The 19904-nt window shown below is 71.8% G+C and carries 19 protein-coding genes and 1 riboswitch; of the genes, 8 read left to right on the top strand and 11 right to left on the bottom strand.

Annotated elements, in window-relative coordinates; genetic code table 11:
• Positions 1-17: 17 nt before the first annotated feature.
• The 5 genes from OG245_RS25940 to OG245_RS25920 are packed head-to-tail and all read right to left on the bottom strand — an operon-like array spanning position 18 to position 4903.
• A complete protein-coding gene (locus tag OG245_RS25940) occupies positions 18-1064 on the bottom strand; it encodes an NAD-dependent epimerase/dehydratase family protein (protein ID WP_371625843.1) in 1047 nt (348 codons plus the stop codon).
• Complete coding sequence (locus tag OG245_RS25935) at positions 1052-2500, bottom strand: aspartate aminotransferase family protein (protein ID WP_371625842.1); 1449 nt, start codon at positions 2498-2500, stop codon at positions 1052-1054. Before OG245_RS25935 ends, OG245_RS25940 begins: the two co-directional genes overlap by 13 nt.
• Positions 2497-3513 carry a lysylphosphatidylglycerol synthase domain-containing protein gene (locus tag OG245_RS25930; protein ID WP_371625841.1) on the bottom strand — a complete coding sequence of 339 codons (1017 nt, stop codon included), beginning with the start codon at positions 3511-3513 and terminating at the stop codon, positions 2497-2499. The genes OG245_RS25935 and OG245_RS25930 overlap by 4 nt, the downstream gene beginning before the upstream one ends.
• Complete coding sequence (locus OG245_RS25925; RefSeq protein WP_371627988.1) at positions 3510-4511, bottom strand: glycosyltransferase; 1002 nt, start codon at positions 4509-4511, stop codon at positions 3510-3512. Before OG245_RS25925 ends, OG245_RS25930 begins: the two co-directional genes overlap by 4 nt.
• Positions 4508-4903: a hypothetical protein gene (locus OG245_RS25920; RefSeq protein WP_371625840.1), complete on the bottom strand. Its 396-nt coding sequence runs from the start codon at positions 4901-4903 to the stop codon at positions 4508-4510. Before OG245_RS25920 ends, OG245_RS25925 begins: the two co-directional genes overlap by 4 nt.
• 534 nt (positions 4904-5437) lie before the next feature.
• Here OG245_RS25920 and OG245_RS25915 point away from each other — a divergent pair.
• The 7 genes from OG245_RS25915 to OG245_RS25885 all read left to right on the top strand — a co-directional run bounded on the left by OG245_RS25915 (position 5438) and on the right by OG245_RS25885 (position 14297).
• Positions 5438-6430, top strand: a complete 993-nt coding sequence (locus OG245_RS25915; RefSeq protein WP_371625839.1) for a LuxR C-terminal-related transcriptional regulator — start codon at positions 5438-5440, stop codon at positions 6428-6430.
• A gap of 290 nt (positions 6431-6720) precedes the next feature.
• Positions 6721-8946, top strand: coding sequence for a carbon starvation CstA family protein (locus OG245_RS25910; protein ID WP_371625838.1), 2226 nt, complete (start codon positions 6721-6723; stop codon positions 8944-8946).
• Positions 8943-9146 carry a YbdD/YjiX family protein gene (locus tag OG245_RS25905; protein ID WP_371625837.1) on the top strand — a complete coding sequence of 68 codons (204 nt, stop codon included), beginning with the start codon at positions 8943-8945 and terminating at the stop codon, positions 9144-9146. The genes OG245_RS25910 and OG245_RS25905 overlap by 4 nt, the downstream gene beginning before the upstream one ends.
• A 134-nt stretch (positions 9147-9280) precedes the next feature.
• Positions 9281-9958 (top strand): hypothetical protein, encoded by a 678-nt coding sequence (locus OG245_RS25900; RefSeq protein WP_371625836.1) that lies wholly within the window; start codon positions 9281-9283, stop codon positions 9956-9958.
• A gap of 76 nt (positions 9959-10034) precedes the next feature.
• The gene (locus OG245_RS25895) at positions 10035-10544 is read left to right on the top strand and encodes a GNAT family N-acetyltransferase (RefSeq protein WP_371625835.1); all 510 of its coding nucleotides are present in this window, start codon (positions 10035-10037) and stop codon (positions 10542-10544) included.
• Positions 10545-10596: 52 nt separating this feature from the next.
• A riboswitch (cobalamin riboswitch) is annotated at positions 10597-10733 on the top strand.
• A 133-nt stretch (positions 10734-10866) separates the two neighbouring features.
• Positions 10867-13281: a ribonucleoside-diphosphate reductase subunit alpha gene (locus OG245_RS25890; protein WP_371625834.1), complete on the top strand. Its 2415-nt coding sequence runs from the start codon at positions 10867-10869 to the stop codon at positions 13279-13281.
• Positions 13281-14297 carry a ribonucleotide-diphosphate reductase subunit beta gene (locus OG245_RS25885; protein ID WP_371625833.1) on the top strand — a complete coding sequence of 339 codons (1017 nt, stop codon included), beginning with the start codon at positions 13281-13283 and terminating at the stop codon, positions 14295-14297. The genes OG245_RS25890 and OG245_RS25885 overlap by 1 nt, the downstream gene beginning before the upstream one ends.
• Before the next feature lie 63 nt (positions 14298-14360).
• Here the strand turns inward: OG245_RS25885 and OG245_RS25880 are convergent, their stop codons facing one another.
• Positions 14361-14576, bottom strand: a complete 216-nt coding sequence (locus OG245_RS25880; RefSeq protein WP_371625832.1) for a hypothetical protein — start codon at positions 14574-14576, stop codon at positions 14361-14363.
• An 81-nt stretch (positions 14577-14657) separates the two neighbouring features.
• Between OG245_RS25880 and OG245_RS25875 the strand changes: the two genes are divergently transcribed.
• Positions 14658-15638: a GlxA family transcriptional regulator gene (locus tag OG245_RS25875; protein ID WP_371625831.1), complete on the top strand. Its 981-nt coding sequence runs from the start codon at positions 14658-14660 to the stop codon at positions 15636-15638.
• A 44-nt stretch (positions 15639-15682) separates the two neighbouring features.
• Here OG245_RS25875 and OG245_RS25870 read toward each other — a convergent pair whose 3' ends face one another.
• From OG245_RS25870 to OG245_RS25850, 5 genes are all read right to left on the bottom strand, one after another.
• Entirely contained in the window at positions 15683-16420 is a 738-nt protein-coding gene (locus OG245_RS25870) for a D-Ala-D-Ala carboxypeptidase family metallohydrolase (protein ID WP_371625830.1), read from the bottom strand.
• A 170-nt stretch (positions 16421-16590) separates the two neighbouring features.
• The gene (gene def / locus OG245_RS25865) at positions 16591-17229 is read right to left on the bottom strand and encodes a peptide deformylase (RefSeq protein WP_018959148.1); all 639 of its coding nucleotides are present in this window, start codon (positions 17227-17229) and stop codon (positions 16591-16593) included.
• A 124-nt stretch (positions 17230-17353) separates the two neighbouring features.
• On the bottom strand, positions 17354-18349 hold the full coding sequence (locus tag OG245_RS25860) for a tetratricopeptide repeat protein (RefSeq protein WP_371625829.1): 996 nt from the start codon (positions 18347-18349) through the stop codon (positions 17354-17356).
• Positions 18350-18646: 297 nt separating this feature from the next.
• Complete coding sequence (gene rsrA / locus OG245_RS25855) at positions 18647-18967, bottom strand: mycothiol system anti-sigma-R factor (RefSeq protein WP_018959150.1); 321 nt, start codon at positions 18965-18967, stop codon at positions 18647-18649.
• Positions 18964-19620, bottom strand: a complete 657-nt coding sequence (locus OG245_RS25850; protein WP_007458152.1) for a sigma-70 family RNA polymerase sigma factor — start codon at positions 19618-19620, stop codon at positions 18964-18966. The genes rsrA and OG245_RS25850 overlap by 4 nt, the downstream gene beginning before the upstream one ends.
• Positions 19621-19904: the final 284 nt, after the last annotated feature.

Here is a 19904-nt window from a genome sequence, read left to right as displayed (position 1 = left end):
GGCAGGGCTCCAGGGGATCAGAAGAAGACCTTGGCCAGGCCGAGCGCCCCTTGGCGCCACGGGTCCCGGCTGGTCCGGCCGGCTCCGGGAGCGGGTGTGCCGGCCCCCCGCTGGGTGCGCCACCACGCGTACGTGCCGAGGATGGCGTCCTGGTTGGAGAGCGCGGGACGGAAGCCGAGCCGTTCGGTGGCCCGGCCGATGTCCACGTAGCTGTCGTCGAGGAGCTTGAAGAGCAGCCGCCCGTAGACCGGGGAGAGCTTGGTGCGCTCCAGCAGGCGCAGGACCGCGAGTGCCGGTGCTGCCGGCAGCGGGACCACGCGTTTGCCGTGTCCGGCCGCGTCCAGCACGGCCTGGAAGTCCTCGCGCAGGGTGCCGAACTCGGCGGCGCCCAGGTTGTAGACGTCGTCGGCGATCTCGGGCGGTGCGTGGAGGGCGAGCACCACGGCGTCGACCAGGTCGGCCATGCCGAACATCTGGATGCGGACGTCGCCCCGGCCGAGGACCGGGAAGTTGCGGCGCTCCTCGGCCCATTCGAAGAGCATCGAGAACAGGCCCATCCGGCCGGGCCCGAGGAACGTCTTGGGGCGCAGCACCGGCAGGCACATCCCGCGCGCCCGGAACTCCTCGCAGACCTCCTCCGCCTCGGCCTTCGCCCTGCTGTACGGGTCGACGGGCTCGCGGGGGTGCTCCTCCGGGGTGGGGACCCGCTTGGGCAGCCCGTAGACGGCGGTGGAGGAGATGTGCACGACCCGGTCGACCCGGGCCCGGTGCGCGGCGGTCAGGACGGTGCGGGTGCCGTCGACGGTGATGGAGCGGATCTGGTCGACGGGGTAGCTGGGCAGCGCCGCGGCGCAGTGCACCAGCGCGTGGGCCCCGTCGAAGGCGCGGGCGAGCGCCGCCGCGTCGCGGATGTCGGCGACGATGTGCCGGGCGCCGGCGGGCGGGTGGGGGTCGTCGCGCAGGTCGACGCCGACGACGTCGTGGCCGTCTGCGGCGAGCCGGGCGACCAGGTGGGAGCCGAGCATGCCGGCGGCTCCGGTCACGGCGATGGTCAGGCCGCCCATCGCGACACCGCCTTGTCCTTGAGGAAGGCGGTGAGGAGCCGGTTCATGCCCTTGGCCAGGGTCTTGTCGAAGGCGTCGAGGAAGATCTCCACCTCGTCGGGTCCGGCGACCAGGGAGGGCGCGGCCACCAGCGGGCTGCGGCCGTTGAGCGTGTAGTACATGTACACGTCGTGGTCGTGGTACATCGCGCTGACGACCGCGCAGGTGATGACCTTGGTGCGCAGCAGCGGGTCGCGGGCCAGTCCGCCGGGCGCGATCTTCGCGGCGAGGTCGAGGAGGCGGGGGCCGCCGTCGAGGAAGATCCCGTACAGCGCTCCGGCTCCGCGGACGTCCGCGATGATGTCGGGGTACTGCTTGCGCAGCCGCTCCAGGCCCGGGGCGAGGACGCGTTCGATGGCGCGGGCGCGGGCCGGATAGTCGTCCTCGACGGCGATGTTGACGGCTTCCAGCGCGGTGGCGGTCTCCTCGCCGAAGCCGTAGTAGGTGGTGCTGGTGGACTGGAGCATGGCGTCGCCGAGGCTGTCGTAGGCCTTGCGGAAGACGGGTTCGCGGGCGACGAAGGCGGAGATCGAGGACTTGCCGCCGCCGAAGGACTTCGAGGTGGTCACCACGTCCGGGACGAGCCCGGGGTAGCGCATGAAGTGGAAGAGGCTGCCGGTCTTGCCCCAGCCGGTGTAGATCTCGTCGAAGATCAGCACGATCTTCTCCCGGGTGCACAACTCCCGCAGGCCGCGCAGGAATTCCTCGGAGCACTCGGTCATGGTGGAGGCGGAGAAGGGCTCGATGAGGATCGCGTAGACGTCGCAGCGGCCCTTGGCGTCCCGGGCTCCGGCGACCGCTTCCCGTACGGAGTCGAGGTCGCCGTAGCGGAAGGCGGAGACGCCGGGGATGCCGGGGAAGGCGAAGGTGTTCTGGGCGCTGCCGGTGAGGCTGCCGGAGCCGAGCAGCTTGCCGTGGAAGCTGATGTCGGCGTGCAGGATCTGCTGCCGGCGGCCGCCGTGGTACTTGTACGCGAGTTTCACCGCGCCCTCGACGGCCTCGGCCCCCGAGTTGGGGAAGAACGAGAGGTTCAGGTCGTCGGGGAGGAGCTGGGCGAGGTTGTGGCCGAGGGCGGCGATGTAGGGCGAGAAGTAGGTCTTGTGGACCTCCATCCGGCGCTGTTCCTGGAAGCGGCGGCGGGCGGCGAGGATCCGCGGGTGGTTGTGGCCGTGGTTGAGGACGCCGACGCCGCCGGTGAAGTCGAGGATGCGGCGGCCGTCGCGGGTGTGGATCCAGGATCCCTCGGCGTGGTCGACGAGTTCGCGGCCGAAGCCGAAGGAGGTCATCAGGGAGACCTGGCTCTTGTTGACGTGGGACCGGTACAGCTCGTGCACCTGGCTCGTCGACAGTTGTTCGCAGTCGTCCACGGTGAGCAGGGGGGTGGCGGCGGAGGTCATGCGGCTCCTTCCTGGAGCGCGGTTCGGGGGGTGGGCAGGGGTCCGGCGACGCGGGCCCAGGCGAGTGCGCCGCCGGTGGCGGCCACTTCGCTGAGCACGCAGACGAGCCGGCTGGCGATGACGGCCGCGGTGGCGGCGGACAGCGGCATGACCGCGCCGAGGGGCGCGAGGAGGACGAGTTCGCGGGCGCCCCAGCCGTCGGGCAGGACGAAGGCGAGGCTTCCGGCGACGGTGGCCAGGGCGAAACCGCCGACGCAGACCGGCAGGGAGAGCAGCGGCGGGGCGCCCAGGAGGACGACGATCGCCCACAGGTGGAGTCCGGAGACGGCCCAGGAGGCGCAGGCCCAGCCGATGGAGAGCCGCAGGGCGCGGGGCGAGCTGTCGGCGGCCCCGGCGGGGCGGCGGGCCAGCCGCATCGTCCACGCGACGAGGCGGCCCACCCAGCCGGGCCGGGCCACGGCGGCGGCGGCGAGCAGGACGAGCGGGGCGAAGACCCAGGCGCCCGCGCCGAACACGGCCGGTGCGACGAGGAGTCCGGCGGCGGCGCCGGTGGTCATCCCGATGACGAGGCCGAGGCCGAAGGCGGCGATCATCCGCTCGGGGGCGATGCCGACGGCCTTGCCGAGCTGGATGTGGGCGAGGACGCCCCAGATGCGGCCGGGGACGAATTTGCTGATGACGCCGATGAAGAAGATCCGGGCGGTGTCGCTGGTGCGGGCCGTGGAGCCGCCGTCCACGACGAGGACCCGCCAGGACAGCATGGACAGGACGAGCCCGGCCGCGTTGGCGAGGAGGGCGGCGATCAGCAGGAGCACTCCCCCGGGCCGCCCGGCGGCCTCGGCCAGCTCCGTACCGGCCCCGCGCAGCGATCCGCCCACGGCGAAGGCGGTCGCCGCGAGGAGCACGAGGGCGGCGGCCGCGCGCAGCAGCCGGGCGCGTCGGGAGGGACGGGCGGCGGCTTCGGGCGGCCCGGCCGCGGCGGCCCCGCGCGCCTGGTCCACGCCGGCGCTCACGGAGCGGCCACCGGGGCGGGCCGGTCGCGGCGGCCCCGGACGGAGGGGCCGAAGCGGGGGTCGACCAGCCAGCGCAGCCCGCCGGCCACCGCGCCGAGGACGAGCGCCAGGTGCACCGCGAAGTGCAGCGCGGTGAAGCGGAGCAGGAAGAGCCGCCCCTTGCGCCGGACCACGAAGCGCGACAGTCCGACGTCCGCCAGCGCGAAGGCCAGGGCGCAGGCCAGCGGCACGGCGAGCAGCCAGGGGGTGAGCAGCGCGAGCGGGAGGGTGAGCGGGACCAGGCCGGCGGCCAGGACGCCGCCGGTGCGGTTGGCGCGCAGTCCGCCGCCGCGCCGGCGCTCGACGGCGGCGACGGGGACGAGCAGTTGGGAGCGGCGGTACTGCTCGGCGAGCATCGGCAGCAGCCGGTCCACGTCGTCGTGGCGGCCGGTCACCCGCTCGCTGAGGCGGATGCGGTGGGTGGCGGCGAGGCGGTCGCTGTACTCGACGTCCTCGGAGTCGCGGAGGTTCTCGTCGAAGGGCCCGGTCGCCTCGAAGACGCGGCGCTCGATCGCGGCGAGCGCGAAGAAGGCGGTGCCGACGACTCCGGCGCTGCGGTGTCGCCAGAAGTGCGCGTGCAGGCAGTGGTAGACCTCCACCGGGCCGTCGTCGAAGAGCGGTTCGGGGTCCAGGACACCGTGGACGCAGCCGGTCTCGGGGTCGTCCATGAGCAGGTCGACAGCGTTCCGAATCGCGTCGGGGGCCAGCGCGATGTCGGAGTCGAGGAAGAACAGCACCTGCCCGGCGGAGGCGGCGACGCCGAGGTTGCGGGCGGCGGAGACCCCTCCGTTGTCCGGGCGGGCGACGAGGACGCAGGGGAACTCCCGGGCGATGTCGCGCGAGCCGTCGGTGCTGGCGTCGTCCACGACGACCACGTCGTACGGCCGCAGGGTCTGGGCGTAGACGGACTCCAGGCAGGCCCGCAGGGTCTTCTCGTAGTTGTGGTTGGGGATGATCACTGACACGGTGGGGCGCTCCCGTGGCATGGCGGGTCCGGTCCTTTCGGTTCGGGGGGTCGGTGCCGGTCCGGGCGGCCCGAGACACCTCCCAGCGCCGCGGGACGCCAGTCGAGCGAGGCGGGCCGGGCGGCGTTCAGGGTGGCCAGGAGGTAGTCCAGCGCGGCCAGTTCGGCGTGGACGGGGTCGGGGCTCTCCATGTAGAGCGCGGCGCGGACCGAGCCGTCCGGGCTCTCGGCGACGTACACGTGGACCGGGCCCGGAGGGTGCGGGCCGGCGCTCCGGGGGCCCGCGCGGACGTGGCGGGAGCGCAGCGACCGGGCCAGGTCCCGGGCCGTCCACCGGTCGGGGCGCGGGGGTTCGGTGCGCACGAGGAGCGCGGTCACCAGGAACACGGAGGCGTCCCGTCGGCCCGGGTCACCCCCAGGAGAAGCCGCCCCGGCCCGAGGCGGCGACCGCGGTCGCCGTCCCCGCGGCGACGGCGACGGCCGACGGGAGGCGAAGGGCAGGAAAAGGGAACGCCCGCATGGCGGAACTCCTCGGGAAGTAGCGGTGTGTGAATGCCTTGTGACGGCCTGATCCTGTCGTCATCGCCTCCCCGGAAGCCACGGTCTCCGGGTGGCCGGGAGTTGCGGGGCAGCAGAGTGCCAGCCTCGCCGACGGCCGTACGGGGCCCACGGCCTGGGGCGATGCGGTGGTGGCAGGTAACTGCCAGACATCTTGCGGCCGTTGGCACGGCCGCCCGGTGCCCGACCGGACCGCCGCCGGGCCTTGGCCTTTTTGGCCATGCGCGGTCCCTCGGGGCCCATCCATCCCGTGGACCTGGTCTATACCTTCACAACGCGTCGGCCCTACACTCGCGCCCGGTGCTGAAGTGGCGTCCCGTACTGGCGTGCGAGGACGGCGTGACATCTGCGGGGGAGCCAGAGATGTTAGAGGTACTGGGGCTGGACGCGCGGACGGAGCTGGTCTACCGGCTCGTCCTGGAGGAGCCCGAGCTGCGGCTGGACGAGATCGTGGCGCGGCTGGGGCGGAGCGAGCACGATGTGCGCCGCGCTCTGGACCAACTGGCCGAGCTGTGTCTGCTGGACGACGGCCCTCGCGGTACGGAGCAGGGCCCGCCGGTCTTCCGCGCGCTGGACCCGGCCGCCAGTCTGCCGTTCCTCCTGTCCCGCCGGGAGGCCGAACTGGCCAGGCAGCAGCGGGGGCTGGAGGTCGCTCGGGACGCGATGTCGGCCCTGACCACGGAGCGGGGGCAGCGGGCGGGCGGGGGCTTCGACGTCATCAAGCGGCTGGTGGGGCTCGACGCGGTGCGCGAGCGGCTGACCGAACTGGCCGAGCTGGCCAGGACGGAGTGCCTCTCGCTGCTGCCGGGCGGCGCGCAGTCCCCGGACACGCTGGAGGCGAGCGGGCCGCTGGACCGGCGGGCGCTGGAGCGGGGGGTGCGGCTCCGCAGCATCTACCAGGACAGCTTCCGCAACGATCCGTCGACCCTGCGCTATGTGAACCGGCTGGGCCTGCTCGGCGCGGAGAGCCGTACGCTGCCCAGCCTGCCGCTGGTCATGGTCGTGGTCGACGGGGAGGTCGCCCTGGTGCCGTTGGACCCCGACGACGGCCGGGCGGGCGCGCTGGAGTTGCGGAGCAAGGGGGCCGTCGCGGTGGCCCGGCTCCTGTTCGAGCAGCTGTGGGCCGCCGCCACCCCGCTCGGCTCGGCTCCCCGGCGCGACGGCAACGGGCTGACCCCGCAGGAGGACGAGTTGCTGTCCCTGCTGGCGAAGGGGCACACGGACGCGACCGTCGCCCGCCGGCTGGGGGTGTCGCTGCGCACGGTACGCCGGATGAACGCGGAACTGACGGCCCGGATGCAGGCCCGCAGCAGGTTCCAGGCGGGCGCGGAGGCGGCGCGCCGGGGCTGGGTCTGACCGGGCGCGGGACCGTCCCGTACCCACCGACCCGACCGGACCGGGACCGTCCCGTACCCACCGACCCGACCCGACTCGGGGCCGCCGCCCGCCCGGCCGGACCGACCGGGCGTCGCCCTTCCCGCCCCGGTCACGACCGGGGTGAACCGAATCGGCGCCGCACCCGTGCCCCGTTGCGATACATCACCGTTGCCGGACCGCAATGCGGACAGGGGGTGACGCTGGGCGGACGCGTCCCCTAGATTTCCTGCCCATTGCACCGGTGATCAGCGAGGGGACGGAGTCACCACATGGCGGAAACGCCCACACCAGCACCATCGGCACCGCAGGCGACGGGGAAACGGGGCATCTCCCCCAGGTCCATCGTGATCTGGAGCCTGGTCGCCCTCGTCGGCGCCATCGGCTGGGCCACCCTCGCGCTCTCGCGGGGTGAGGAGGTCTCCGCCGCCTGGATGCTGGCAGCGGCCCTCGGCTCGTACGCCATCGCGTACCGCTTCTACTCCCGGTTCATCGCCAACAGGGTCCTGAAGACCGACAAGAACCGCGCGACCCCCGCCGAACGGCTGGACAACGGTGTCGACTTCCATCCCACCGACCGCCGGGTCCTGTTCGGCCACCACTTCGCCGCCATCGCCGGGGCGGGGCCCCTGGTCGGCCCGGTGCTCGCCGCGCAGATGGGCTATCTGCCCGGCACGATCTGGCTCGTCGTCGGCGTCATCTTCGCCGGCGCCGTCCAGGACATGGTGACGCTCTTCTTCTCCACCCGCCGCAACGGCCGTTCGCTCGGCCAGATGGCGCGCGACGAGATAGGCCCGGTCGGCGGGATCGCCGCCCTGGTCGCGGTCTTCATCATCATGATCATCCTGCTCGCGGTCCTCGCGCTGGTCATCGTGAACGCGCTCGCGCACTCGCCGTGGGGCGTCTTCTCCATCGGCATGACGATCCCGATCGCCCTCTTCATGGGCGTCTATCTGCGTACCCTGCGGCCCGGCAAGGTCAGCGAGGTCTCCTTCATCGGTGTCGCGCTGCTGCTCCTCGCGATCGTCGCGGGCGGCTGGGTCGCCGAGTCGTCGTGGGCGGACTTCTTCACGCTGGAGCCGGGCACGCTGGTCATCTGGATGATCGTGTACGGGTTCTTCGCCTCCGTGCTCCCCGTGTGGCTGCTGCTGGCCCCGCGTGACTACCTCTCCACCTTCATGAAGGTCGGCACGATCGGGCTGCTGGCCCTGGGCGTGGTCGTCGCCCTGCCGACCCTGAAGATGCCCGCGGTCACCGACTTCGCCTCCAGCGGCTCGGGCCCGGTCTTCGCCGGCTCGATGTTCCCGTTCGTCTTCATCACCATCGCCTGCGGCGCGCTCTCCGGCTTCCACTCCCTGGTCTCCTCCGGCACCACGCCGAAGATGGTCCAGAAGGAGACGCAGATCCGGATGATCGGCTACGGCGCCATGCTGGTCGAGTCGTTCGTGGCGATCATGGCGATGATCGCCGCCTGCATCATCGACCCCGGCCTCTACTTCGCCATCAACGCACCCGTCGGCGTGATCGGCGACAGCGTCCAGTCCGCCTCCCAGGCCGTGGCGAACTTCGGCTTCACCATCACGCCGGACGCCCTGGCCCAGGCCGCCAAGGACGTCGAGGAGGCGAGCCTGCTCTCCCGGACCGGTGGCGCGCCCACGTTCGCGCTCGGCATGGCGGAGATCTTCTCCGCGGTGGTCGGCGGGACCGCGATGAAGGCGTTCTGGTACCACTTCGCCATCATGTTCGAGGCGCTCTTCATCCTCACCACGGTGGACGCCGGAACCCGGGTCGGGCGCTTCATGCTCCAGGACATGCTGGGCAACGTCTACAAGCCGTTCCGCGAGGTCAGCTGGAAGCCGGGCGTCTGGTTCGCCAGCGCCGTCGTGGTCGGCGGCTGGGGCTACTTCCTCTGGGTCGGCGTGCACGACCCGCTGGGCGGCATCAACCAGCTGTTCCCGCTCTTCGGCATCGCCAACCAGCTGCTGGCGGCCGTCGCGCTGGCCGTCTGCACCACCCTGCTCGTCAAGTCCGGCCGCCTGAAGTGGGCGTGGGTCACCGCGGTCCCGCTCGCCTGGGACGTGGCGGTCACCCTCACCGCGAGCTGGCAGAAGATCTTCTCCGACGACGTCAAGGTCGGCTTCTTCGCCCAGCGCGACAAGTACCAGGCGGGCATCGACGCGGGCGAGGTGCTGGCCCCCGCGAAGAGCATGGACGACATGCGGACCGTCGTCACCAACTCCACCGTCGACGGGGTGCTGAGCGCGCTCTTCGCGCTCCTCATCATCGTGGTGCTCGTGGACGCCGGGCGGGTCTGCTACCGGGCCATCCGCGACCCGGAGAGCGTCAAGCTCCACGAGACGCCGTACGTCGAGTCCAAGCTCGTCGCCCCGGCCTCGATCTTCGCGACCAAGGAGGAGAAGGCCGAACTGGTCGCCGCGGGTGTCGGCCCCGAGGGCGGCATCCGCAAGGAGGAGGCGGAGACGGGGAGCCGGACGTGACGGTCGCGGACGTACGGCGGGTGGCCGGACGGATCCGCTGGTACGTCCGTGAGCTGACCGGCGAGTCCACGTACGACCGCTACGTGGCGCACGCGAGGACCCACGATCCGGACACGCCGGTGATGACCCGTCGCGCCTTCGAACGCGGCCGCATGGACGCCCGCGAGGCGGATCCCCGCGAGGGCTTCCGCTGCTGCTGAGCGCCGCCACCGGCCGATCGGGGCCGCCGCACCCCGCCAGGGGCGCGGCGGCCTCTTTTCGCGCCCCCCGACGAGCCCGGAAGCCGCTCGTTTTCCCGGTGCGCGGAGCCCTCACCGTACGAAAGGATGTGCCCATGACATCGCATCCCCGGCGGGCCCGGCTCCGCCCCGTACTCACGGCCCTGGCGCTGACGCTGACCCTGGCGGCGGCGACGGGCTGCGGCACCGAGGTGGCGCCCGACGCGGAGGCGGCGCGGAGCGGATCGGCGGACCCGGCGCCCGACCGGGCGGAGCTGGAAGCGCGGGCGCTGGCCGTGCAGACCGTCACGGAGCACGTGTGGGTGACCGACGTACCGGGGTACGCCCTGGCCGCCCAGTCGGTCGGGGTGGTCGGCGACGACGGGTTCGGCAGCGTCTACACCACGCCCGACGGCGGGCAGCTCCACCTGCGGGTGGAGCGCCGGGCGCACGCCGGAGCCGACTGTACGAAGGACCCCGCGCCCGCGGGCGGCCAGGAGCCCCTGCTGACCTGTGAGCGGGACGGCGAACAGTGGTACAGGGCCGCGGAGTCGGACCACGCGTACGCCTGGGAACAGGACGGACTGGTGGTCACCGTGAGCGGGGCGCCCGAAGAGGTGGACCGGGCGACACTGCGGGCAGCGGCGCGGGCCGCCCACCGCGCCGACGGCCACGAGCTGGACCAGGTGCTGCCGCCGGCCGACGACGCCCCCGGGCAGCCGCCGGTCGAGCGCGGCGACCTGCCGCCGGTGGGCGACGGCGCCCCGGACAACGACGTGGGTGCGAGTGGCTGACGCACGGGAACGAGTGGCCGGCACGGGAACGAGTAGCTGACACGGGAGCGAGTGGCGACATGGGAGCGAGTGGCTGATGGATCTGACGATCAGGGCGGCGGAGCCCGACGAGTACGCCGTCCTCGGCGAGATCGTCGCCGAGGCGTATCTCTGCGACGGTCTGCTGGACGGCCCGCAGGACCCGTATCTGCTCAAGCTGCGGGCGGTGGAACAACGGGCCGCCGAGGCCGAGGTCCTCGTCGCGCTCGACGCGCACGGGGCGGTGCTCGGCGGTGTGACGTATGCCGCACCCGGCATGCCGTGGCGCGACATCGCGGGACCGGACGAGGCCGAGTTCCGGATGCTGGCGGTAGCCCGCGAGGGGCGCGGACGGGGTGTGGGAGAGGCCCTGGTGCGGGCGTGCGTCGAGCGCGCCCGGTCCACCGAGGGCGTGCGGGCGCTGGCCCTGTCGACGCAGCCGGCCATGCTCGGAGCCCATAGGATCTACCGTCGGCTCGGCTTCGCGCGGACCCCCGAACGGGACTGGGAACCGGTGCCGGGACTACGGCTCATGACCTTCCGGCTGGAGCTGGGAGCGCCCTCCTGAGGGGCATGTTGAATCGTCGCGACACAACATGTGGGGGCCGCTTCATCCGGCGGCCCCCACATGTATGCTCGACCTCGCTGTCGCCGCAGGGGAATCCGGTGCGAATCCGGAACTGTCCCGCAACGGTGTGATCGGTGTGCTTTTGCACACCCGCAAGTCCGAAGACCTGTCGACAGCGCGTCCGGCTCGACCGAACCGGACGCCAGACGTCCGGGCCTCGCGGATAGGCCGGTGGACGCCGTCGCTGTGCTGCCCTGCCCCGGGTCTCGCGCTGCCCGGCTCCCCGCCTTCCGCCGGCCCCTGCCGAGCGAGGGAAAGCCCAGTGACCATCGCGCCCGCCGATCCGGTTTCAGCCACCGAATCCGCTGCCTCCACCACGTCCGGAGCAGGCACGAACGACGGCCCCGGGACCGCTTTGCTGCGGACCCTGACCGACCTCACCGTCGATCTTCCCGACACCGACCCCGGACGGGTCGCCGCCGCCGCGCTGCGCGGACGCAACGCCCGCTCCGACGAGGCCGAGCTGCGCTCGCTGGCCACCGAGGCCGCCGCGGGGCTGATCTCCGAGGACCCGGCGTACTCCAGACTCGCCGCCCGGCTGCTGACCCGGACCATCGCCGACGAGGCCGCGGGCCAGGGCGCGACGCACTTCTCCGCCTCGGTCGCCGTGGGCCACCGCGAGGGCCTGATCGCCGACCGCACCGCCGCCTTCGTGGAACTGCACGCCAAGGCGCTGGACGAGCTGGTCGAGCGGGCGCTGGCCGACGGCGCCGACGACCGCTTCGGCTACTTCGGTCTGCGGACGCTGCACAGCCGCTACCTCCTGCGGCACCCGATCACCCGGCAGGTCATCGAGACCCCGCAGCACTTCATGCTGCGCGTGGCCGCGGGCCTCGCCGAGGACGAGTCGGTGCGGGCGCTGGACGAGGTCGCCGCGCTGTACGGGCTGATGAGCCGGCTGGACTACCTCCCCTCCTCCCCCACCCTCTTCAACTCCGGCACCCGGCACCCGCAGATGTCCTCCTGCTATCTGCTGGACTCGCCGAAGGACGAGCTGGACTCGATCTACGACCGCTACCACCAGGTGGCGCGGCTCTCCAAGCACGCGGGCGGCATCGGTCTGTCGTACTCCCGCATCCGCGCCCGGGGTTCGCTGATCCGGGGCACCAACGGGCATTCCAACGGCATCGTGCCCTTCCTCAAGACGCTGGACGCCTCCGTGGCGGCGGTGAACCAGGGCGGCCGGCGCAAGGGCGCGGCGGCGGTCTACCTGGAGACCTGGCACGCGGACATCGAGGAGTTCCTGGAGCTCCGCGACAACACCGGTGAGGACCAGCGGCGTACGCACAACCTCAACCTGGCGCACTGGATCCCGGACGAGTTCATGCGCCGGGTCGACGCGGACACCGAGTGGTCGCTGTTCTCCCCCTCCGACGTGCCCGAGCTGGTCGACCTGTGGGGCGACGCGTTCGACGCGGCCTACCGGGCGGCCGAGGCCAAGGGCCTGGCGCGCAGGACGATTCCGGCGCGTGAGCTGTACGGCCGGATGATGCGGACCCTCGCGCAGACCGGCCAGGGCTGGATGACGTTCAAGGACGCCTCCAACCGGACCGCGAACCAGACCGCCGAGCCGGGCCGGGTCGTGCACTCCTCCAACCTGTGCACGGAGATCCTCGAAGTCACGGACGACGGCGAGACGGCCGTCTGCAACCTGGGCTCGGTCAACCTGGGCGCGTTCGTGGCGGACGGCTCGATCGACTGGGAGCGCCTGGACGCCACCGTGCGCACCGCCGTGACGTTCCTGGACCGGGTCGTCGACATCAACTTCTACCCGACCGAGCAGGCCGGGCGCTCCAACTCCCGCTGGCGGCCGGTCGGCCTGGGCGCGATGGGCCTCCAGGACGTCTTCTTCCAGCTGCGCCTGCCCTTCGACTCGCCGCAGGCCCGCGCGCTCTCCACGAAGATCTCCGAGCGGATCATGCTCGCCGCGTACGAGGCGTCCTGCGACCTCGCGGAACGCTCGGGCCCGCTGCCTGCCTGGTCCGAGACGCGGTCCGCGCGCGGTGTGCTGCACCCCGACCACTACGCCACCGAGCTGAACTGGCCGGAGCGCTGGGACGCCCTGCGCGCCCGGGTCGCGAAGACCGGCATGCGCAACTCGCTGCTGCTGGCCATCGCCCCGACGGCGACGATCGCCTCGATCGCGGGCGTGTACGAGTGCATCGAGCCGCAGGTCTCCAACCTGTTCAAGCGCGAGACGCTCAGCGGTGAGTTCCTCCAGGTCAACGCCTATCTGGTGGACGAGCTGAAGAAGCTCGGCGTGTGGGACGCCCGCACCCGTGAGGCGCTGCGCGAGGCGAGCGGCTCCGTGCAGGGCTTCGCCTGGATCCCCGAGGACGTGCGGGCGCTGTACCGCACGGCGTGGGAGATCCCGCAGCGCGGCCTGATCGACATGGCGTCGGCCCGTACGCCGTTCCTCGACCAGAGCCAGTCGCTCAACCTGTTCCTGGAGACGCCGACGATCGGCAAGCTCTCCTCGATGTACGCGTACGCCTGGAAGCAGGGGCTGAAGACGACGTACTACCTGCGTTCGCGCCCGGCGACCCGGATCGCCCGCGCCGCGTCCGGCCAGGCGTCGGCCGCCGCCCCCATTCCCGTACAGCAGGCCTCGGCTCCCGACGCGGACGCCATCGCCTGCTCCCTGGAAAACCCCGAGTCCTGCGAGGCCTGCCAGTAATGAGCACCAACGAGACCAAGAACCTGCTCGACCCGGGCTTCGAACTGACCCTGCGTCCCATGCGCTACCCGGACTTCTACGAGCGCTACCGGGACGCGATCAAGAACACCTGGACCGTGGAGGAGGTCGACCTCCACTCGGACGTCTCCGACCTCGCCAAGCTGTCGCCGGGTGAGCAGCACATGATCGGCCGGCTGGTGGCGTTCTTCGCGACCGGTGACTCGATCGTCTCCAACAACCTCGTGCTGACGCTGTACAAGCACATCAACTCCCCCGAGGCGCGGCTGTACCTGTCGCGGCAGCTCTTCGAGGAGGCCGTGCACGTCCAGTTCTATCTGACGCTGCTGGACACCTATCTGCCCGACCCGGACGACCGGGCCGCCGCGTTCGACGCGGTCGAGGAGATCCCCTCGATCCGCGAGAAGGCGCAGTTCTGCTTCAAGTGGATGGACTCGGTCGAGAAGATCGACCGGCTGGAGACGAAGGCCGACCGCCGCCGCTTCCTGCTGAACCTGATCTGCTTCGCGGCCTGCATCGAGGGGCTGTTCTTCTACGGCGCCTTCGCGTACGTGTACTGGTTCCGCTCGCGCGGTCTGCTGCACGGCCTCGCCACGGGCACCAACTGGGTGTTCCGTGACGAGACGATGCACATGAACTTCGCGTTCGAGGTCGTGGACACCGTCCGCAAGGAGGAGCCGGAACTCTTCGACGACGCGCTCCAGCAGCAGGTCACCGACATGCTGAAGGAAGCGGTCGAGGCGGAGCTGCAGTTCGGCCGCGACCTGTGCGGCGAGGGCCTGCCGGGCATGAACACCGAGTCGATGCGCCAGTACCTGGAGTGCGTCGCCGACCAGCGGCTCGCCCGCCTCGGCTTCCCGACGGTGTACGGCTCGGAGAACCCGTTCTCCTTCATGGAGCTCCAGGGCGTCCAGGAGCTGACGAACTTCTTCGAGCGCCGCCCGTCCGCCTACCAGGTGGCCGTGGAGGGCTCGGTCGGGTTCGACGACGACTTCTAGACCTGAGGGGGTCTCCCCGACCCCGGCCCGGGTTCGGGTCTCCCCGACCCCGGCCCGGGTTCCTCAGACCCTGGCCCACCTTCCGAGGTGAGGACGCCGCGCGGCCGCGACCCGTCGCGCGGCGCTTTCCGTTTCCGGGGGTCCGGACGCCCGCCTCCCGCGTTCCGCCTCCCGCAGCTGGCGGTCGATGCGGCGTTCGCGGGCGACGCCGAGGGCCACGGGCGCGAGGACGAGGGCGAAAAGTGCCGCTACGACCAGGTAGTTCAGGAATGTGTTCATGTCTCTACTCTGGACCGCCGGAACGAAAATCATCAGTGGCAGGACTGCCATGGGGCATCAAATAACTGCCACACTCGCCCCATGCTGACCAATGTCGCCGCCCTCCTCCTCGACGAGGTCCACCCCTTCGAACTCGGCGTCCTGTGCGAGGTGTTCGGACTGGACCGCAGTGACGAGGGCCTGCCGGTGCACGATTTCGCGGTGGTCTCCGCCGAGGGCCCCGTCCTGAACACCCACGCGGGCTTCACCATCTCCACGCCGCACGGCCTGGAGCGGCTGGAGGAGGCCGACCTCATCGCCGTGCCGGCGGGCAGCCACTTCATGGAACGGGAGTATCCCGAGGAGGTCCTCGACGCCCTGCGCCGGGCCGTCGCGCGCGGCTCACGCGTGCTGAGCGTCTGTTCGGGGGCTTACGTCCTGGGCGCGGCCGGGCTGCTGGACGGCCGCCGCTGCACCACGCACTGGCGGCACGCGGCGGAGCTGTCGCGGCGCTTCCCGAAGGCGATCGTCGAGCCGGACGTGCTGTACGTGGACGAGGGCGCGGTGATCAGCTCGGCGGGCACGGCCGCCGGGATCGACGCGTGTCTGCACCTGATCCGGCAGGAGTACGGCCAGGAGGCGGCCAACACCCTCGCCCGGCGGATGGTGGTGCCGCCGCACCGGGACGGCGGGCAGGCACAGTACATCAGCCGCCCGCTGCCCCGGAACGCCTGCGACACGGTCGGCTCGACCCTGGCGTGGATGGAGCGGCACCTCGACCAGGAGATGAGCGTGGAGCAGCTGGCGGCGCTGGCGCACATGTCGCCGCGCACCTTCGCCCGGCGGTTCCAGCAGGAGACCGGGACCACGCCGTACCGCTGGCTGCTGCGGCAGCGGGTGCTGCTGGCCCAGCACCTGCTGGAGACCTCCGACCTGACGGTCGACACGATCGCCGGGCGGACGGGCTTCGGCACGGCGGCGACCCTGCGACACCAGTTCGTGCGGTCACTGGGCACCACGCCGAACGCCTACCGCCGCACCTTCCGGGGCCCGTCGGCCACCGCCGTGCCCGATGTCGCCTGAGCGCCGCCGGGCACGGTCACCGGCTGCCCGTGATCCGCTGCGGGTCAGATGCCGCAGCTGGGCGCCGACCAGAAGCGGCTGGGGCCCTGGTTGACGTGCACGTGGTCGTTGTGGCCGACGTAGCCGGGGCCGAGGATTCCGCGGAAGCCGTGGTAGCGGGCCTGCTTGGCGAGCGTGCAGAGCGAGTGCGGGGAGGCGCCGAGGTCGACCGCGTCACCGTACATGTGACGGCTGTTGGAGGCGCCGCCCACGGCCGCGTTGCAGGAGGCGGAGCGGAATCCGCTGGTGACGCGGATGGACTGGTCGCCCAGCGCGTGGCGCAGCGCCTCCAGCTTCCACATGCTGCTCAGCGCGTTGGCCTTGGCCGTGCCGGCGGCGACCTTCCCGCCGGCCCAGGTGCTGTTGCACGTGTTCAGCTCGGGGTAGGTGAAGTGGGCCGGGGTGCAGTCGTTGTCCTGGAGCGCGTAGAGCTTGGACTGGGTGGCGGGGCCGGCGACCCCGTCGGCCGCGAGGCCGTAGGCCGCCTGGAACCGCTTGACGGCGGCGGTGGTGGCGGGGCCGTAGGAGCCGTCGATGGCGAGCACCGTGTTGTAGCCCGGGTAGCCGGCCACCCGGATCTGGAGCTGGGTGACATCGTTGCCGGTGGCGCCGGCCTTCAGGGTGCGGGTCCAGGTGTAGCAGCCGTCGGCCTGCGCGGTGCCGGCGGTCAGCACCGCACCGCCCAGCGCGAACGTAATGGTCATGACAAGTCCGAGCAGAACGCGTGCGGTACGTCTCAGCACAGGGGTCTCCCTCTGAACGTCACGGTCGATGTGCAGGCGAGCCTGGCCCAGTCGGCTACGCGCGTCAACTACCTCTGGGGAAACTGCAGTTGGCTGCCAGGGGCGGAGCGGAGACGGCAGGGGCCCGGCACCGGCGAACCGGTGCCGGGCCCCTGCGGGGGCGTCCGGCCTCAGGCGTTCGGGACGACCTCGTAGCGCGGAGTGCCCTCGTCCATCTGCCGCAGCGCGTCCTTGCGCTCCCGCTTGGAGAGCCGGTCGATGTACAGGTAGCCGTACAGGTGGTCCGTCTCGTGCTGGAGGCACCGGGCGAAGTAGCCACTGCCCCGCACCTTGACCGGATTGCCCTGCGCGTCCTGCCCGCGCACCACCGCGTAGTCGGGGCGGGCGAGCGAGGCGTACGCGGTCGGGACCGAGAGGCAGCCCTCGTTGGAGTCGTCCAGCACCCGCGCCTCGGGGGCCAGCTCCTCCAGGACCGGGTTGCAGATGACGCCGGTGTGGCGGACCCCGTCGTCGTCGGGGCAGTCGTAGACGAAGACCTTCAGGTCCACGCCGATCTGGTTGGCGGCCAGGCCGACGCCCTCGGCCGTCTTCTGGCTGGCGAACATGTCGTCGATCAGCCGCGCCAGCTCGTCGTCGAAGGCGGTGACGTCCTTGCACTCCTTGTGCAGCACCGGGTTGCCCACGACCGTGATCGGACGGGAGGTTCCGCGCTCGCGGTAGGCCGCCTCGCGCTCCTCGCAGTCCTCCGTGTCGACGAGGAACCCCTCGTCGTCCACGCCGATCCGCCCGTCCGTCTCCTGCTGCGACATGTCCGCCGTACGCCTTCCTGCAAACCTGAACTCGGTGACCCCGCCGTGTCCCGTCCCGTCAGTGCCCGGGAACCGCGAGTGGGACTGCACCGTGAACGGTGCGCGTACAGCCTACGGCCACCGGTCAGCAGACTTCTTCGAGATCCCGCCACTCGCGGCTGTCCGGGCTGTCCGCGACCCAGCCGTCCAGCAGCCCGCGCACCAGTCCGGCGGGGGCCGCGAGGCCGCACTCGCGCTCCGGGACCCACAGGTCTCCGGCGCCCGCGGTGCGGTGGCCCAGCGGCCCGGGGTGGCCCGGCTCGCTGTGATCGTGCGGGTCCAGGTGCTCCCCGTCGCCCTCGTCGCTCTCCATCCGGCTCTCCGAGCACGCCCGGCAGAGCAGCCGTACGGAGGAGGACCAGTCCTCGGCGGCGAACCCGGCGTCCGAGGCCAGCTTCTCCAGGGCGTCCCGGTCCTCCTCGGTCGCCGCCTCCAGCAGCACCACCCAGGTCGGCACGGGTGACGGAGCCCACAGCTCGATCTCGTCGAACACCGGATACGAGGGCCCGGCCGCGGTGACCCGCTCGCCGTTGGGCACCCCGTCGTGCAGCACGACCTCGCCCCAGCGCCGTCCGGAGGACGGCAGCGGGATCGAGAGCACCTCGATCCGGGCCGGGTCGAGCCGGCGGCCCCAGACCACCTCGGCCTCGCCCTCCGGCGAGAGCCGCACGGCGGCGCTGCCGAGCTCCATACCGGTCGGCTCGGTGGTGGCCGCGCTGTGCTGGCCGCCGCCGGGGACCTTCAGTCCGTACGCCTGCCAGGCCCGCCGCGCCAGCGGCCAGTCCTGGAGCGCGGTGGCCGCGATCCCGACGTTCCACCAGTCCGGGGCGCCCGACTCCCGGTCGAGCAGCGCGACGGCCCGCAGGCCCGCCGCCCTCGCCTGCTCCCAGTCGTGCCGGAACTTGTGCAGCAGCGCCAGATTGAACCAGGACTCCGAGAGCCAGGGCTCCAGATCCGCCGCGCGCGTCAGCAGCGCTCCCGCGTCCTCGTACCGGCCGTCGCCGATCAGCGTGAACGCGCGGTCCGTGGCCTGCCGCCAAGAGGCGGACGGCCGATGCCGTACCTTCCCGAAGATCCTCACGATTCCCGCCTGTCCCGACTGGACACCCTCGTCATCCGCTCTGCTTTCGCATCCAACCATGCCCGGCCGGACGCCCGCTCATTACCCATGGGTTACCCAGCTCCGGCCGGGGTCAGACCGCCCGTGCGAGGACGTGTCCCAGCGCCCCGGCCACCGGTGGCCGGTGGCCCCGCCCGGAGCCGGGGCCGGGCCGCTCCGGCGCGGCCCCGGACATGCGTGGGCCGCCGTGCCCGGGCGATCGGGGCACAGCGGCCGTCCCACCGGACCTCGGGGATCCGACGGAGCATCTGCGGGTGGCTACTCGGCGGCGGACGCCGACCGGTCGGTGTCCTGCACGGTCAGGTCCTGCTCGGGCACGGCCTCGCCGGCCCGGATCAGGTCGATCCGGCCCATCACCTTGGAGCGCAGGTCGGTCGGGACGTCGTCCTGCCCGCAGCAGCGCTTGACCAGCTTCTTCACGGCCTGTTCGAGACCGTACTTCTCCAGGCACGGGGAGCACTCCTCGAAGTGCACCTCGAACTTCGTGCAGTCGCCCTCGGGCATCTCCCGGTCGAGAAACTCGTAGAGATGGTCGAGGACCTCCGAGCAATCCGTCTCGTGCGGCTCTCCGCAGCTCATGAGGCCGAGCCCTTCCGATCGTCCGAGTCACCGGCGCCGGCCGCGACGAGCCCGCGCTCACGGGCGTAGTCCTCCAGCATGCCGCGCAGCTGGCGGCGGCCGCGGTGCAGCCGGGACATCACCGTACCGATGGGAGTCCCCATGATGTCCGCGATCTCCTTGTAGGCAAAGCCCTCTACATCGGCGAGATACACGGCGATGCGGAACTCCTCGGGAATCGCCTGGAGCGCCGACTTCACGTCGGAGTCCGGGAGATGGTCGAGCGCCTGGGACTCCGCCGAACGCAGACCGGTCGACATGTGCGACTCGGCCCGCGCCAGCTGCCAGTCCTCGATCTCCTCGGCGGCGCTGCGCTGGGGCTCCCGCTGCTTCTTGCGGTACGAGTTGATGAAGGTGTTGGTCAGGATGCGGTACATCCACGCCTTGAGGTTCGTCCCCTCACGGAACTGGTGGAAGGAGCCGTACGCCTTGGCGTAGGTCTCCTGGACCAGGTCCTCGGCATCGGCCGGGTTACGCGTCATGCGCAGCGCGGCCGAGTACATCTGGTCGAGAAAGCCGAGGGCGTCCCGCTCGAAGCGCGCGTTGCGCTCGGCGGACGTCTCCGGTGCACGGCCGTCGTCGGTCCCTGTGTCGGTCCCAGTGACCGGACCCACCTCCTCCAACGATGTGGCGGAGCCGAAACCGGACCCGCTCGCATCGGAGAATAGTCGACCTTGCTTCGAGACGGGCTGTCGATCAGCGCGGCCCGGCGGCCGCTCGTGGCTGGTCCTCGCCGCGGGCAGCACGGTCCACTCCAGATCAGCGGCGTTCGAGCGGCTGGGGCAGATGGTCGAACCCATGCGACGGACTCCCTCTCCACGTTGTTCGGGGTACCACGTGTCTCTACCGACGTCCCGAACAACAGCGCCCCCGGGCGGAGCATTCCCGGGGCCTGTGC

This window comes from Streptomyces sp. NBC_01116 (genome assembly GCF_041435495.1).
Lineage (GTDB): Bacteria > Actinomycetota > Actinomycetes > Streptomycetales > Streptomycetaceae > Streptomyces.
Note: the sequence above shows the minus strand (reverse complement) of the source record. Positions and strands in the feature narration are given on the sequence as shown.